General features: G+C 68.5%; 11 protein-coding genes and 2 pseudogenes. 10 read left to right on the top strand and 3 right to left on the bottom strand.

The genetic code is table 11. The annotated features are described in order from the left end of the window. Positions 1 to 57 precede the first annotated feature (57 nt). The gene (locus OG622_RS13355; RefSeq protein WP_371576056.1) at positions 58 to 1,440 is read left to right on the top strand and encodes an AbfB domain-containing protein; all 1,383 of its coding nucleotides are present in this window, start codon (positions 58 to 60) and stop codon (positions 1,438 to 1,440) included. Positions 1,441 to 1,507: 67 nt separating this feature from the next. Next, positions 1,508 to 3,025 carry a family 43 glycosylhydrolase gene (locus OG622_RS13350; protein ID WP_371576054.1) on the top strand — a complete coding sequence of 506 codons (1,518 nt, stop codon included), beginning with the start codon at positions 1,508 to 1,510 and terminating at the stop codon, positions 3,023 to 3,025. Positions 3,026 to 3,315: 290 nt separating this feature from the next. Here OG622_RS13350 and OG622_RS13345 read toward each other — a convergent pair whose 3' ends face one another. After that, positions 3,316 to 4,239: a LysR family transcriptional regulator gene (locus tag OG622_RS13345; RefSeq protein WP_371576053.1), complete on the bottom strand. Its 924-nt coding sequence runs from the start codon at positions 4,237 to 4,239 to the stop codon at positions 3,316 to 3,318. Positions 4,240 to 4,411: 172 nt separating this feature from the next. Here OG622_RS13345 and OG622_RS13340 point away from each other — a divergent pair, with 172 nt between their 5' ends. The 4 genes from OG622_RS13340 to OG622_RS13325 all read left to right on the top strand — a co-directional run bounded on the left by OG622_RS13340 (position 4,412) and on the right by OG622_RS13325 (position 7,603). Next, positions 4,412 to 5,611 (top strand): cysteine desulfurase-like protein, encoded by a 1,200-nt coding sequence (locus OG622_RS13340; protein ID WP_371576051.1) that lies wholly within the window; start codon positions 4,412 to 4,414, stop codon positions 5,609 to 5,611. A 332-nt stretch (positions 5,612 to 5,943) separates the two neighbouring features. Beyond that, positions 5,944 to 6,108, top strand: coding sequence for a hypothetical protein (locus OG622_RS13335; protein WP_371576050.1), 165 nt, complete (start codon positions 5,944 to 5,946; stop codon positions 6,106 to 6,108). A gap of 42 nt (positions 6,109 to 6,150) precedes the next feature. Beyond that, positions 6,151 to 6,720 carry a transposase gene (locus OG622_RS13330; RefSeq protein WP_371576048.1) on the top strand — a complete coding sequence of 190 codons (570 nt, stop codon included), beginning with the start codon at positions 6,151 to 6,153 and terminating at the stop codon, positions 6,718 to 6,720. 340 nt (positions 6,721 to 7,060) lie between these two features. After that, entirely contained in the window at positions 7,061 to 7,603 is a 543-nt protein-coding gene (locus OG622_RS13325; protein WP_060902901.1) for a hypothetical protein, read from the top strand. On the opposite strand, the gene OG622_RS13320 is transcribed toward OG622_RS13325, so the two are convergent. After that, complete coding sequence (locus OG622_RS13320) at positions 7,560 to 8,477, bottom strand: IS5 family transposase (protein ID WP_371572388.1); 918 nt, start codon at positions 8,475 to 8,477, stop codon at positions 7,560 to 7,562. The two genes, OG622_RS13325 and OG622_RS13320, sit on opposite strands and share 44 nt — an antisense overlap. A 598-nt stretch (positions 8,478 to 9,075) precedes the next feature. Between OG622_RS13320 and OG622_RS13315 the strand changes: the two genes are divergently transcribed. Then, complete coding sequence (locus OG622_RS13315) at positions 9,076 to 10,527, top strand: NF041680 family putative transposase (protein WP_371576046.1); 1,452 nt, start codon at positions 9,076 to 9,078, stop codon at positions 10,525 to 10,527. A 1-nt stretch (position 10,528) separates the two neighbouring features. Next, a pseudogene (locus tag OG622_RS13310) lies at positions 10,529 to 11,241 on the top strand (site-specific integrase); the annotation flags it as partial. A 41-nt stretch (positions 11,242 to 11,282) separates the two neighbouring features. Here OG622_RS13310 and OG622_RS13305 read toward each other — a convergent pair. Next, positions 11,283 to 11,619, bottom strand: a pseudogene (locus OG622_RS13305) (type II toxin-antitoxin system VapC family toxin). Positions 11,620 to 12,291: 672 nt separating this feature from the next. Here OG622_RS13305 and OG622_RS13300 point away from each other — a divergent pair. Further along, a complete protein-coding gene (locus tag OG622_RS13300; RefSeq protein WP_371576044.1) occupies positions 12,292 to 13,800 on the top strand; it encodes a DUF1996 domain-containing protein in 1,509 nt (502 codons plus the stop codon). Between the two features lie 218 nt (positions 13,801 to 14,018). After that, entirely contained in the window at positions 14,019 to 14,633 is a 615-nt protein-coding gene (locus OG622_RS13295; protein ID WP_371576042.1) for a hypothetical protein, read from the top strand. Positions 14,634 to 14,745: the final 112 nt, after the last annotated feature.

The raw sequence follows: 14,745 nt of genomic DNA, 5'->3' as shown, positions 1-14,745 counted from the left end.
CGCCGCCGCGGCCGTCATGAACCGCCTCTCAGGAGGAAAGCGCATATGTTGCCACGATTGATCCGAAGATCTGCGTTCCTGATCGCCCTGGTGGCGCTGGCCACGGGTGTGGCCGTACCCGCGCAGCCGGCCGCAGCGGCGGACGCCGACTCCGCCTACGTCATGGGCTACTTCAAGGAGTCGATCAGTGGCGCGGGCAATGTCAACGCCCTGCACCTCGCCGTCAGCGACGACGGCCGGGAGTGGACGCCACTCAACGACAACAACGTGATCCTCACTCCCACCGCGGGCACCAAAGGCATCCGTGACCCGTTCCTGTACCGGCTGCGTGACGGCAGCTGGGTCGCGCTCGCGACCGACATCGCCGTGGGCGGCAGCTTCGCCAAGGCCAACCCGAATGTCCACGTCTGGACCTCGCCGGATCTGGTGAACTGGTCGGCGGACCGGCTGCTCAAGGTCAACGGCACCAACCCGAACTCGTTCAGCTGGGCCCCGGCCGTCCACTGGGACCCGGTCCGCAGCGCCTACGGCATCACGTTCACCACCATCCCCGAGGGCTCCTCGTACTCGGTGATCGCCGCCGCCTACACGACCGACTTCGTCACCGCCACCGACCCCGTGGTGTTCTACGACACGGGCTCCGGCATCCTCGACTCCCACGTCGTCACCGGCGTCAACGGCCAGAACTACCTGTACTACAAGAGCAACGCGACGGGCCGGCTGGCCGGGGCGCGGTCGACGTCGGTGGAACCGGGCAGCTTCACCAAGTACACCGAGGGCGTCGCCGAGAACCGGTGCACCGAGGCCCCCACGCTGGTGAAGTCGCTCACCTCGTCCACCTGGTCTCTGTGGGGTGACACCTACTGCCCCAACGCGAAGTTCGACCTGTGGCAGGGCGACCTGGTGTCGGGAGCGTGGACCAAGGTCGGCCGCCAGTCGTACACCGCGCCGCTGAACGCCAAGCACAACACCGTCCAGCCGATCACCGCCGCCGACCGCGACCGCCTCCTGGCCCGGTACGGCGGCACGAGCTGGAACCTCCTGAAGTCGTACAACTTCCCCGGCCACTACGCCCGCCACGCGTCCTTCGCCGGCCGCATCAGCGAGCTGCCCTTCGACCCCTATCAGGACGCGCAGTGGCGGCTGCGACCCGGCCTGTCCGACACCGACGGTGTGTCCTTCGAGTCGGTCAACTTCCCCGGCTACTACATGAAGCAGGAGAACTTCGCGATCAAGGTGGTCCGCGACGACGGCACGGCGGGCTTCGCCACCGACGCCACCTTCACCCGCGTCGCCGGCCTCGCCGACGGGAACTGGTCGTCGTTCCGCTCGGCCAGGTTCCCGACGCGCTACCTCCGGCACTCGGCCTTCGTGCTGCGGCTCGACGAGATCTCGACCGCGACGGGCCGCGCCGACGCCACGTTCAACATCGTCCACTGAGCCCCGCATGAGCCCGCCGTGCCCGACCGCCCGGCCGTCACCACGCGGCGGGGCGGTGCCTGTCGTCATGAACTCGCTGTTGCCGAAGGGGACTCACGTGCTTCGCACCCGTCACTGGCTCATACTCTGGGCAGCTCTGCTGGCCCTGCTCGCGCCGCTCGTCACCACGCAGCCCGCCGGCGCCGCCGACGGCCGGCCGTTCACCAACCCGGTCAAGTCGCAGAAGGGCGCCGACCCATGGCTGGAGTACCACGACGGCAACTACTACCTGATCACCACGACCTTCACCGGCGTCCTGACCATGCGTAAGTCGCCGACCCTGGCCGGGCTCTCCACCGCCCCCAGCGTCCAGGTCTGGAGCGACACCGATCCGGCCCGGAACAACAACATCTGGGCCCCCGAGATGCACTTCATCGACGGCAAGTGGTACCTCTACTACTCCGCCGCCCGCGCCGGAGTCGCCTGCTGCGACTCCCAGCGCACGCATGTCCTGGAGAGCGCCGGCAGTGACCCCATGGGTCCGTACACCTACAAGAACACCCTCACCGGCTCCAACCTCACCCCGGGCGGCTGGCTCATCGACGCCTCCGTCCTGCGACACGACGACAAGCTCTACCTCGTGGGCAGCGGCTTCATCGGCGGCAGCAAGCAGAGCCTGGTCATCGCCCCCATGAGCAACCCCTACACGCTCGCCAGTCAGACCTTCACCGTCATCTCCAGCCCCACCCTGAGCTGGGAGACCTCAGGCTCACCCGTCAACGAGGGTCCCGAGCCGCTTTACCACGACGGCCGCACGTTCCTCTCCTTCTCCGCGAGCTCCTGCTCCACCCCGGACTACAAGCTGGGCCAACTGGAGCTCACCGGCAGCGATCCGCTGCTGGCGTCGTCCTGGACGAAGAAGCAGACCCCGGTCTTCCAGCGCGATGACGCGGCGGGCGTCTACGCCCCCGGCCACAATGGGTTCTTCACCTCTCCGGACGGCACCGAGAACTGGATCGTCTACCACGCCAACAACACCGCGAACGGCGGCTGCGGCAACGGCCGCACCACCCGCGCCCAGAAGTTCACCTGGAACGCCGACGGCACCCCGGACTTCGGCACCCCGGTCGCCCTCGGTACGACCCTGCCCGGACCCTCCGGCGAGACGGCGGCCACTCCCACCGCCTACCAGCTCGTCAACCGCAACAGCGGCAAGTGCCTGGACGTCGCGAACGGCGACACCGCCGACGGCACCAACATCCAGCAGTGGGCCTGCCACACCGGCGCCAACCAGAAGTGGCGCATCGAGGACCAGGGCAACGACACCAGTCGGCTCGTGAACGTCGCCACCGGCAAGGTCATGGACATCGCCGGCTGCGGCTCCGCCGACGGCACCGACATCCGCCAGTGGACCTGGCTGAACAACAACTGCCAGAAGTACCGCCTCGTGTACACGGCCGCCGGCGACTACGTCCGGATCGTCAACCAGGCCACCGGCAAGGTCGCCGACGTCGCCAACTGCGGCACCGCCAACGGCACCGACATCCGCCAGTGGACCTGGCTGAACAACAACTGCCAGCAATGGCAGCTCAGGCCCGTCGCCTGAGTCCCCCGAGGGGCGGCTGCCACTTCCCCCTGGCAGCCGCCCCGTCCCACCCCTCCACGCCTGATTCGAAATTCCCCGTCCTGTGTCTGTAGCCGCTGGTCAGGCTGCTCCTTCTGTTTGGAGGGTCACTTGTTGACTGCTTCTCGGGCTGAAGCCCGAGGATTCTGGCCTTCCCGTCTGTTGCTGTGCCGCTACGCGGCACGGGGTTCGGAGGGGAATCCGTGGCTTCCTGCTTCGTCGCGCTGTGCCGGGACGAGTCCTGGTCTGACCTGCGGGTTCCTTCTCGATCTCTACAACTGCACGCTCTTCAAAGCCTCGATCAGCAGCGTGACCAACTCGTTGGTGATCGGGGGGCGGGTTCCGGGTCTGCTCACGGCGAGGATCTCGCGGTGCAGGGGCGTGGCTCCGGGTGGAAGGACCACCCGTTCGGCTCCGGACCGGTCGCTCTCTGGGCTGATGAGAGTGGCAGGGATCAGGCCCACCGCCAGACCGGCTCTGATCATGGCCAGCATGCTGTGCAGGTCCTCGGTTTCCAGCGTGACGTCGGGAGAGATCCCCAGTTCTCCGGCCCAGCGATGCAGCAGACGCCGATCGGGGCTGTGTGCGTGGCCCGAGGTCCATTCCATCTCAAGGCATTCCGCCAGTTCCAACGGGCGACGGCCCGGCCGTGTGCCCGTGACGAGGACCAGCGGCTCGTGCCCCAGGGGGGTGATGGTCCATTCTCCGGAATCGGCCGGTGGGTCCTCGGGCAGGTATCGGTAGGCGATGAGCAGGTCGAGGTCTCCTGATTTGACCTTAGGCAACCCTTTGTCCGTCTCCACGATGATGAGGCGGATGCGGGGGCCACGGCCGCGGGGCTTGAGAGCGGACAGAATTGCGGGGAGCAGGTGGCTCATCGCGCTGGGGTAGGCGCCGACGCGCAATTCGGCGATTACATGGTTCGAGATGCCGTTGGCAGCGTCCTGGAATCGGGCGGTCGCATCGAAGAGCGTCTCGGTCGCTTGCGCGAGGGAGCGGCCGGCCGCGGTCAGGATCAGCCGGCTGCCGGGGCGGCGGACGACCAGCTCGATGCCCATGTCACGCTCCAGGGCGGCGATGTGCTGGGACACCGCGGAGGGTACGTAGCCGAGGGCCGCCGCGGCCTCGGCCATGGAGCCACGGTCCACCACGGCCATGAACGTGGACAAAAGCTTCAGATCCGGCTGGGACTTCATGACTCGTGAACTTTCTCTTCTCGATCCATCGCTTTACGTGTTCTGTCGCCGGTGCCAGAGTCTAGGCAACCGGCCGCAAGGACGCGCCCCACCTGCGCTGTCGTCCGCGCCGTCGCCGACCGTCGGCAGCCGTTCGCAGGATCGGTCCCCACTTCTGCAGAAAGCCGAGGCCGTGGCCATCGACCTGACCGCCCTCCGGGCCCACTTCCCCTCCCTCGAGCACGGTCTCGCCTTCTTCGACGGCCCGGGCGGGACCCAGACCCCCCGCCCGGTCGCCGACGCCATCACCGCGACGCTGACCGGCCCCCTTTCCAACCGGGGTGTTGTCAGCCCGTCCGAGCTGAACGCCGAGCGCGCCGTCACGGAGTTCCGCGCCGCTTACGCCGACCTGCTCAGCGTGCCCGCCGGCGGCATCGTCCACGGGCGCAGCGCCACCCAGCTCACGTACGACTTCTCCCGTCACCTGGCCAAGGGCTGGAAGGCGGGTGACGAGATCGTCCTCAGCCGCCTGGACCACGACTGCAACGTCCGTCCCTGGGTCCAGGCGGCCGAGCGCGCCGGAGTGACGGTCCGTTGGATCGAGATCGACGCCGGGACGACGGAGCTGGACCTCGATTCGTTCGAGCGGGCGCTGTCGCCTCGTACCCGGCTGGTCGCGGTCACGGCGGCCTCGAACGTGCTGGGCACCAAGCCGCCCGTACGCCGGATCGCCGACCGGGCGCACGAGGTCGGCGCCCTGGTGTACGTGGACGGGGTGCACTACGCCGCCCACCACTTGGTGGACGTGCCCGCGATGGGTGCGGACCTGTTCGTCTGCTCGCCGTACAAGTTCCTCGGACCGCACTGCGGCGTGCTCGCGGGAGCGCCCGAACTCCTCGCAACCCTCCAGCCGGACAAGCTGCTGCCGTCCCCCGACACCGTGCCGGAGCGCTTCGAGTTCGGCACGCTGCCCTACGAAATCCTGGCGGGTGCCACAGCCGCCGTGGAGTTCCTCGCCGCGATCGACCCGGGCGGGGGCGCCACGCGCAGGCAGCGGCTCTCACGTTCGCTGGGCTCTCTGCACAAGCACGAGTGGGCGCTGCGTACAAGGATGCAAGACGGTCTGCGCGCTCTGGGCGATCTCGTCACCGTGCACTCGAAGGCGGCCGACCGTACCCCGACCCTCCTGATGACCCTCGAAGGCCGCGACGCCCGCGAGGCCCAGGTGCACCTGGCCGCACGCGACGTCCTGGCCCCCGCTGGGTCGTTCTACGCGTATGAGCCCTTCGCAGCCCTGAAGCTGCAGGACCCCGCCCTGCGGGTGGGCCTGGCGCCGTACAACACCGCCGACGATGTGGACAGGCTCCTCGACGGTGTTTCCTCCTTCCTCTGAGGCTTGTCCCGAGTGCGGCCGACCGAGTCCCGGTCCTCCTATCAACAGCCGGATCAGAGCCTGGGCATGAGGGCGCGGATGCCCTCTGTCAATCCCTTCGAAATCGAAGCGTGGAGACGTTGCTCTGCAACTTCGGCCCGCGCCCGGCAAGCCGCCGACGTCCCCTCCGCATGCATCAGCAGTGCCCCACTTCATATCGCGAGCGGGGCACTGCCGAGTGCTTGCACCATCAGCTCTGGCACCGCCTGTCGGCGGCGGTTGAATCCTGGTTCTGGATCACTTTCAGTGCTGGGGCCCACGGAGGGTCACCGAAACCGCGATCATGAACGGCCGTGGGTGATGTGCTCCTCCAGGACCTGTGGTTCCACCAGGTCGACGGTGTCGTGATCGAAAACGTCGTGTCCGAAGGCGAGTTGGTGTACGTGCGGGCCCGGACGGCCGTGGAACGGGCCGGGTGTCCGGCATGCAGGACGTTGTCGGCTCGGCTGCACAGCTGATACGTACGTAGGCTCGCCGACAGCGCGATCGGTGGGCGTCCGGTGCTGATCGAGTTACAGGTACGGCGGTTCCGATGCGGCGAACGTGCCTGTGAGCAGGCAACGTTCGCTGAGCAGGTCGACGGGCTGACCTTCCGGCACGGGCGGCGAAGTGCCGGCCTGCAGGCAGTGCAGGCCCAGCGACTCAAGGCGATCCTGGCCCGCTGCCCCGCACTCGACCGCACCGCCGACCACGTCCGCGCGTTCGCCGAGCTCATGAACAACCGTCAAGGCCGGGACCTGAGCCAGTGGATCACCGGCGTTCAGTCCGACGACCTTCCCGCCCTGTACACCTTCGTCACCGGCCTCGGCCAGGACCTCGACGCCGTCGTCGCCGGCCTCAACCTGCGCTACAGCTCCGGCGCCGTCGAAGGCCACAACAACAAGATCATGCTGAAACGCCAGATGCTCGGCCGGGCCAACTTCGACCTGCTCCGCAACCTCGCCATCGGCGTGCTGAAAACCCTCGGAGCCGACAACATCGCCAAGACCACCCGCGCGATCCGCGACGAGCCCCAACGAGCACTCCCCATCCTGGGCATCACCAACGATCCGGACACCTACGGAACTTGATCAAGCCCTGGGCTGTCATACGGCTCCTCGGCTGTAGTACCGCGACGTTAGCGACGAGTCTGCCTGCCCACGCCGGTCATTCCCGCTTAGGTCAACGGGTAGGAGTCAGTGCCGCCAGGACTCCGCTCTGGATCCACTCCCGAAGAACCTCCGGCAGCACCACCGTGCCGTCGGCCCGCTGGTGCTGCTCAAGGAGTGCGGGCATCAGCCAGCTCGTGGCCAGCCCTGAGTGGTTGTTGTCGTTCCGGCGTTGAGGGTTGCGTTTCCGCTGGTCGGGCGTGGGGTCGGGGGTCTCGGGGAGTGGTGACGTGTCGAGTCGTCGCTCAGGTGGAGGTCGGGGATGCCGTCGGTCGTGGGGCTGCTGGAACAGCGTGAGCTGACCGCTCGCCGTCGTATGGACGAGCTGCGGGAGGAGGCCGACCGCATCCAGGCTGAGCTGGTCGTGGTCGAGCGGGAGTGGAACGAGTGGGTCATCGCCCGCTCGCGTGTCGGCGAGGTCCTGGCCCCGGGCGATGACGATGCCGGCTCCGGCGCCTGCGAGGAGCGGTCGGATCGCGGTGATCTGCCGGCAGCGCCTGGGACCTCGGGGGCCGCGAAGCCGAAATCGGTGGTGCCGATGTGGCGTGCGGGACTGGTCTGGTCGGCACTGTCGGCGGACTACCAGCGGATCCTTCAGGTTCTCGCGGACCGGAACCGTCTCGGTCAAGGACCGTTGACCTGCCAGGAGATGGCCGCCTGCTTCGGCCTGGACCCGGTGCCCGCGAAGATCGAGGCGTTGCGGTCGAAGGCGAAGCGGCTGGTGGCCCGGGGCTGGCTGGTCGAGTCGGCGCCGGGCCGGTTCACGCTCGCGAAGAGCGTGGCCGGGCCAGGCGGCGGGTCATGAGCCGCGTCATCGACCAGTAGACCATCGCCTCCGCACTGCTGGTGGACCGCTCGAAGTCCCGCACGAGGCGGCGGCTTTGCATCAGATGGGCAAAGAACCGCTCCACGATCCAGCGCTTGGGCAGCACGACGAAGCCGCGCATGTCGTCGCTGCGCTTGACGATGGTGAGGACCAGGGCGAGGGCGGCGAGACAGTGTTCGACGAGGCTGCCGGTGTAACCGCCGTCGGCCCAGACCAGGGCCAGCAGGTGATGCGCGGCGGCGACCTGGGCCAGCAGGACCTGGGCCGCCGCACGGTCCCCGACATCCGCGCTGGTGACCATCACCGTGAGCAGGAGGCCGAGGGTGTCGACCACGGCGTGCCGCTTGCGGCCGTTGATGAGCTTGCCGCCGTCGAAGCCGCGGGTGCCGGCGCCGACGACGGCGTCCGCCTTGACCGACTGTGAGTCGATGACCCCCGCGCTCGGCTCCGGGGCCCGCCCTGCCTGCTCGCGGACCTTGCGGCGGAGGCGGTCGTGGAACTCCTTGACCATGCCGTGGTCGCGCCAGCGGCGGAAGAAAGCGTAGACCCGGTCCCACGGCGGGAAGTCGGCCGGCATGGCCCGCCACTTGATGGCGTTGTCGACCAGGTAGCGGATCGCGTCCAGTGTCGCGCGGTGGCAGTACGCCTCCGGCTGCCCGCCCCGCCCGCGCAGCCAGCCCGGCACCGGCAGCAACGGTCTCACCACCGCCCACTCCGCCTCCGACATGTCGGTCGGGTAGCGGCGCTCGCGCACCGGGTGGTCGCCGGCGTTCCCGAACCGGTGAGCCAGGCAGTCACACGCAAGGGTGGTCGAAGTGGACTCCACCCACATGATGTCGTAGAACTGCGACAACAGGGCCTCCTGGACAGCTTTTTGGCGTAGACACCCTTTGAGCTACCAAGAGGCCCTGTTCTCATGCGCGTCGGCCGCCGCAGTCACCCGATTGAGACTCCGGCCGACCGATACCGATCAGGATCGGGCCGGCGACAGCCACCGAGCTCGTGAGCCGAAGGCCGCGGGCAGGCGACAGCAGGTCGCCGTCATCGCCGGAACAGCTGGGGGTAGGGGCAGACATCCAGGGGCTCAGCCGGCCGATCCGCCCAGTGCCACCAGGTGTGACCCTCCGGGCACCTCCAGGCGTGTCGGCACACACGCTGCTTGTCCTCATCGCGGAGAGACAGGACAAGGCCCAGGCTCTTCATCACGCGCCCGCAGTCAGGGCAGTTCAGCGGCTCGGGGGCGTGGTCCACGGCGGACAGGCTAGCTCACCCGATCGAAACTCCCGTTCGGTCCACACCCCTCAAGATCGGAACGACAACAGCCTCTTAGCTTGGCGTTTAACCTCGCCGGGTCACCTGTCCTGCTGATCTTGGCTTCTTCCTGAGACAGCAGGACGGCCGTTCTTCACGCTTCGAGGTGTCGAGCAACGTCGCGTGAAGGAACGGCCGCTGTGAAGAGTCTGGCTTGTGCAGGTCCCGCTGACGCCGCACTGGGCGTGCTGTCCCACTTTCGTGTCGAGTTCTACGACTGCCTTTACGCCCGTGCGGATGCGCTCTTCGAGCTCGCCGACGCGGTGCTGTGCGCGGACGGGCCGGTCAAGTCGCTGGTCGAGTTGACGCTGGCGGTCGAGCACCGGCGTGGGCACGGTGCGATGTACGGCGCGGTCAACCGCGGCTGGCTCGAGCCGCGCCGCCTGCGGCGGCTGCTTGCCTCCACGCCGTTGCCGAGGGCGGCCGACGGGCGGATCGTCCTTGCGGTCGACGTGAGCAACTGGCTGCGTCCCGACGCCCCTACCAGCCCGGACCTGCTGTTCTGCCACGTCTACGGTCGAGGTCGCAGCGCCGACCAGATGATCCCCGGCTGGCCCTACTCCTTCGTCGCCGCGCTGGAAACCGGACGCACCTCGTGGACGGCCATGCTGGACGCGGTCCGGCTGGGTCCGGCCGACGACGCCACCGCCGTGACCGCCGCCCAGCTGCGCGATGTAGTTGGCCGGCTCGTGCGAGCGGGACAGTGGAAACCTGATGACCAGGACATTCTCGTTGTCATGGACTCGGGCTACGACGTCACCCGGCTCGCTTACGTCCTGGCGGACCTGCCCGTCGAGCTGGTCGGCCGACTGCGCTCGGACCGGGTCATGCTCCGCGACGCCGGCCCGCGCCGTTCCACCCCGCGCGGCGGGCAGCCCCGCAAGCACGGCGGTGTCCTCACCTTCGCCAAGCCGGAGTCCTGGCACGTCCCCGACCAGGCCACCACCTCCGGCACCACCCGCTACGGCACGGCCGAAGCGTTCGCCTGGGACCGGATGCACCCCCGCCTGACTGCCCGTGGCCCCTGGCTCGACCACAGCGGTGAACTGCCTCTGATCCACGGCACGTTGATCCGGCTGAACGTCGATCATCTGCCCGGCGACCGCGACCCGAAACCGGTCTGGCTGTGGTCCTCACGCACCGCGATGACCGGCGAGGACGTCAACCTTCGTTGGCAGGCGTTCCTCCGCAGATTCGACCTGGAGCACACTTTCCGCCTGTTCAAGCAGACGCTCGGCTGGACCGTGCCGAAGGTCCGCGACCCGCACACCGCCGACCTGTGGACCTGGCTGATCATCGCCGCCCACACCCAGCTCCGCCTCGCCCGCCCCCTCGCCGAGGACCTCCGGCGCCCCTGGGAACGGGCCACCGAACCCCGCCGGCTCACCCCCGCCCGGGTCCGCCGGGGGTTCCGTCACCTCCGCGAGACAGCCGCCCGTCCCACAGCCGTGCCGAAACCCTCCCGGCCTGGCCCCGGACGCCCACCCGGCTCCAAAAACCGCAGGCCAGCGCCACGCTACGAGCCCGGAAAGACCGTGAAACGAGCAGAAACCCTCACCGAACACGTCCGCCTGAAACAGCAGCGAGGATAAACGCCAAGCTAAGCCGGCGGTTGCGGTGGATCCGCGGGTGGTGGCCAACCCTCGCCAGGCGCGGGATCTGCTGGGCGCCGTCTCATATGCGGGCGGCTATCGGCTGGTCGGGTTCTTCGCTGGCATGTACTACGCGGGCCTGCGCCCCGAGGAGGCGGTGGCGGTGGCATTGCCGGACTGCCGCCTGCCCCGCACCGGCTGTGGGGTCGATTGATCTTGCATCGCACTCTGCCGCAGGCGGGCAAGCGGTGGACCGACACCGGCAAGTTCCACGATGAGCGTGGGCTGAAGAATCGCCCGCCGGGCGAGACGCGGGTGGTGCCGTTGCCGCCGCACCTGGTGACGATGTGGAGGGATCACGTCGCCACGTTCGGCACGGCCGACGACGGCCGACTGTTCTTCACCGAGCAGGGCCGGATCATCACTTACACCACCTACAACCGGGTCTGGCACGAGACCCGCGCCCTCGTCCTGCCGCCCGCCCTCGCCAACACTCCGCTCGCGAAACGGCCGTACGACCTGCGGCACTCAGCCCTGTCCACGTGGCTGTGCGCCGGGGCGGATCCGGCCGAGGTCGCCCAGCGGGCGGGGAACAGCGTCGAGGTTCTGCTGTCTCGGTACGCGAAGTGCCTGTACGACCGGCAGTCCATCAACAACCAGTGCATCGAGGGGCTCCTGAGCGCCTACGACCAGCCGCCCGACCTGGACCAGTAGCGACTGGGCCGAACCACGCGGCTCCATCGACGAGGGTCGGCTCAGACCTTGATCCCGGTGGCTCGTCCGCCGCACAGCGCGGTCAGGTCCTCTGGATCCGAGGTGAGGATCGTGACGGGGCCGGGGCCGGGGCCGGGGCTGGCGAGGGCGGTGGCACTGAGCATGGCGTCGATGGCGCACTTGTGGCCGTGCGGGCCGCGTGGGTGAGGAGCACGGCGGCGTGGCTGGCGATCGGCTCGGTGACCGGTTCGACGACGAGTCGGGACAGAGTCCACTCCAGCGCCGGGCGATTGGTCCGTGGGTGGACCATCTCCACCAGGTGGCCGCAGACGTGATCACCCGCAGATCGTCGGCGCGGGCCAGGGCGAGCCGGCCCACGACGCCGAAGGCGGCGACCCGGCTTTACTGGTTGGTCCGGCTTGGCGACGTGCGGCCCAACACGGGGGACGAGCGGTCGGCACCGGCCCGGAGTCCTGTTCGGCGGGGCGGGGGCCGCAGTCGGCCGGTCTTCCGGGTGGTGTCGGTGACGACGCCGTCAGCGTGCTTCGGGTATGGCGCGGCCCGGCGAGCGGAGTGCTGAGATCCTGCGCGATCCGGGCGACGAGGTCGCAGCGGGACATGTCCAGCGTGTGTTTCCGCTTTGTGGAGGCGGACACCGCCCGGTCGCGCGAATCCTTACGAGAGCCTGACGAGGTACCCCGAGTCCTCTCATGGCGCTTGTCCCATCCGTAACTCTGGTGACGAAGTCGCATCAGGGCGGCGGCACTTGAGGATTCCGAGGAGCCATCAGTGGTCACGCGCAGCACGCGGCCGGTGTCCACGAGCCCTGCCGAGGCTTTCCCTTGTCGGGCTCGCCCGGGGCACCCCGCGCCGGCTGCCGCCGGGAGGGCGCTTGTGACTTCGTCTGCGGTACCCCCATGGTGCCCGGCTGTCGTTCAGAGGGTGCGGCTGGGGCCTTGCCCACGAACGGCATCGGCATCGAGCGAGCAGCTGCGGTGAGCGGAAGCGGAACCGAAGCGGCGCTCGACCCAGAGATCTCAGAGGAGTCCCATGCGACGTAACACACGTAAGCGATCGAAGACGACCCGCCGGGCCATCGCGGCCGTGGCGGCGACTGCCCTGGGGGCAGGAGGACTGGTAGCGGCGAATGTGTACGCCTCGGCCGATGAGAGCGGGGGTGGCGACACCACCAAGAGCTCGGCCCAGGATCAAACGAACCAAGCCTTGGCGGCGGGGGCCGCCACCATCGACTGCCCCGATGTCGGTACCCGGCTGCGGCAGGTGCCTGACCAGGCCAGGGCTGAGGTCGACAGGAACCTCGCGCTGCTGGACCAACAAGTCGCGGATGCCTACCAGCGGTTGCAGAACTCGGCCCAGGCCATACGGCAGGACAGCAACTTCGCCAACAACGCGATCATGGGACCGCTCAAGGACAAGCGGACTGCGACCATCGACCGCATCGCGATCGCCATCGGCCGTACGGCCGACCGGCCGCAGGGCCTGGAGTCACTCGCAGCCTGCACACTCCGCGCCGCCGGGAACCCGGTCGGCACCGGCGATGGCGAGGGTGGCGACAACCAGAACGACCAGGACCAGGACGCAGGTAACGGGCAAGAGGAGCCCGCCAACAATGGACAGGCAGGCAACGGTCCGGTCGCCGCCGACTTCGTGGACATCACCACCGTCCAGCCCAACGTCAACGGCCCTCAGCAGCAACAGAACGCCTCGCTCGGGAAGTTCACCACCGATTGCGGCGTGAACGCGAACAAGCTGTACAACAGCGACAACATCATCGTCGCGCCCGGTGTGGACAACGGGGCGCACCACACGCACGACTATGTCGGCAACCAGGCCAACGATGCCTTCGCCGACAACGAGGACTTCGCGGCGGGCGAGACCACCTGCCAGAACCAGGGTGACAAATCGTCGTACTACTGGCCGGTTCTCCGCCTGCAGGACGGCACGAAGGAGTTCGACGCCGACCAGCCGGGCGGTGGTGCCGAGGGCAATGTGGGCAAGATCCTCACGGCCTCGCAGGTGACCCTGGAATACGTGGGCAATCCGAGCAGCAAGGTCGTGGCGATGCCCAAGTTCCTGCGGATCATCACCGGAGACGCCAAGGCGTTCACCAACGGAACGGTCAATGCCAACGCCGCATGGAGCTGCACGGGCTTCGAGGACCGGCAGCTGACGGACAAGTACCCGATCTGTCCCGACGGCAGCAGTCTGGTCCGGACATCCAAGTTCCAGAGCTGCTGGGACGGCCAGAACATCGACAGCGCCAACCACCGTGATCACGTCGCGTTCGCCGACCCGAAGACCGGGGCCTGCCCGAACGGCTTCCAGGCCATTCCGCAGCTGGTGCAGCGCCTGGTGTACGACGTGGACGCGCCCAGCCTGAACGACAACGGCCGGTCGAGCGCCTTCTACGCGGTGGACGGCTTCCCGGAGCAGATGCACAAGCCGATCACCGACCACGGAGACTTCGTCAACGTCTTTGACGGGCAGCTGATGAACACCATGGTCGAGTGCATCAACACCGGCCAGGAATGCCAGTGACGGTGACGCGCTGAGCCACCGCCCGGGCCTGTCTGCGGCCACCACCTACCGCGGGCAGGCCCGCGCTTGCGTCAGTTGCTCCGCGTGACGGCTCCCGGGCTCGGACGGGCGCCACCGTCTCGGGTGACCACCGGGCCAACGACCGGAAGCCTTACGAACGTCTTACGTGGTGCGGAACGTGCCCGGACCGGGTATCTGCGCGTACCTACGATCGCCGCATGGCGACCTTCCGAAACACCTGTCTCGTCACGGCCGCGCCCCTGCTGCTGGCCGTGGCCGGCCTCGCCCACCCGCACGGCCTCACCCGGGAGACGGCCGCTGACTGGGAACGGTTGCACATCCTGCTCCTGCCGGTCTTCCCGCTGCTCACGATCGGGCTCCTGGTGCCTGTGTGGCAACGGCCCCGGCGCGACACAGCCGGCTGCGCCATGGTGGTGGCCTGGGTGGCTGCCTTCGCCTACGCCGCCTTCTACACCGGGCTCGACGCCGTCGCCGGCATCGCCGCCGGCACCGCGGTCGAACACGCCCACGAGGAAGCCGGCCTGGGGCCACTGAAACGCCCGCTCTACGACACGGGGGAAGCGCTCGGGCAGACTGGTGCCTACGCCCTCATCGTCGCCGTCCTGGCCACGGCCGTCGCACTGTTCCCCCGGCACGGCATCCGGGTCGTCCCCGGCACGGCCGTCCTCCTCGCCTCCGGCTGGTCCTTCGTCGACAGCCACATCTTCTGGCCGCGCGGCGTGTACACCATGCTGGGTTTCGCCTTGGGCTTCGCCCTCCTTGACTGGGGCGCCGACAGGAGCCGGGTCCGGCCTTCGACAACCTCGAAGTGAGGCGGATCGCGGACCGTGCCGAGCATTGCGTGGTTGCGATGAACTCAGCGGCGAGCTCGGGCCGATGCCGGGCAGGCTGTCGCGGCCGGTGTCCGAGTCTGTCCCCGGGCCC

Origin of the sequence: Streptomyces sp. NBC_01314, assembly GCF_041435215.1 — a bacterium.
GTDB lineage: Bacteria > Actinomycetota > Actinomycetes > Streptomycetales > Streptomycetaceae > Streptomyces.
This window is presented reverse-complemented; position numbering and strand designations above follow the sequence as displayed.

What these genes read in the sequence shown, in the direction of transcription:
- OG622_RS13350 (WP_371576054.1), top strand. Translation starts at nt 1,508, where the DNA reads ATGAACTCGCTGTTGCCGAAGGGGACTCACGTGCTTCGCACCCGTCAC.
- OG622_RS13345 (WP_371576053.1), bottom strand. Translation starts at nt 4,239, where the DNA reads ATGAAGTCCCAGCCGGATCTGAAGCTTTTGTCCACGTTCATGGCCGTG.
- OG622_RS13325 (WP_060902901.1), top strand. Translation starts at nt 7,061, where the DNA reads ATGCCGTCGGTCGTGGGGCTGCTGGAACAGCGTGAGCTGACCGCTCGC.
- OG622_RS13300 (WP_371576044.1), top strand. Translation starts at nt 12,292, where the DNA reads ATGCGACGTAACACACGTAAGCGATCGAAGACGACCCGCCGGGCCATC.
- OG622_RS13295 (WP_371576042.1), top strand. Translation starts at nt 14,019, where the DNA reads ATGGCGACCTTCCGAAACACCTGTCTCGTCACGGCCGCGCCCCTGCTG.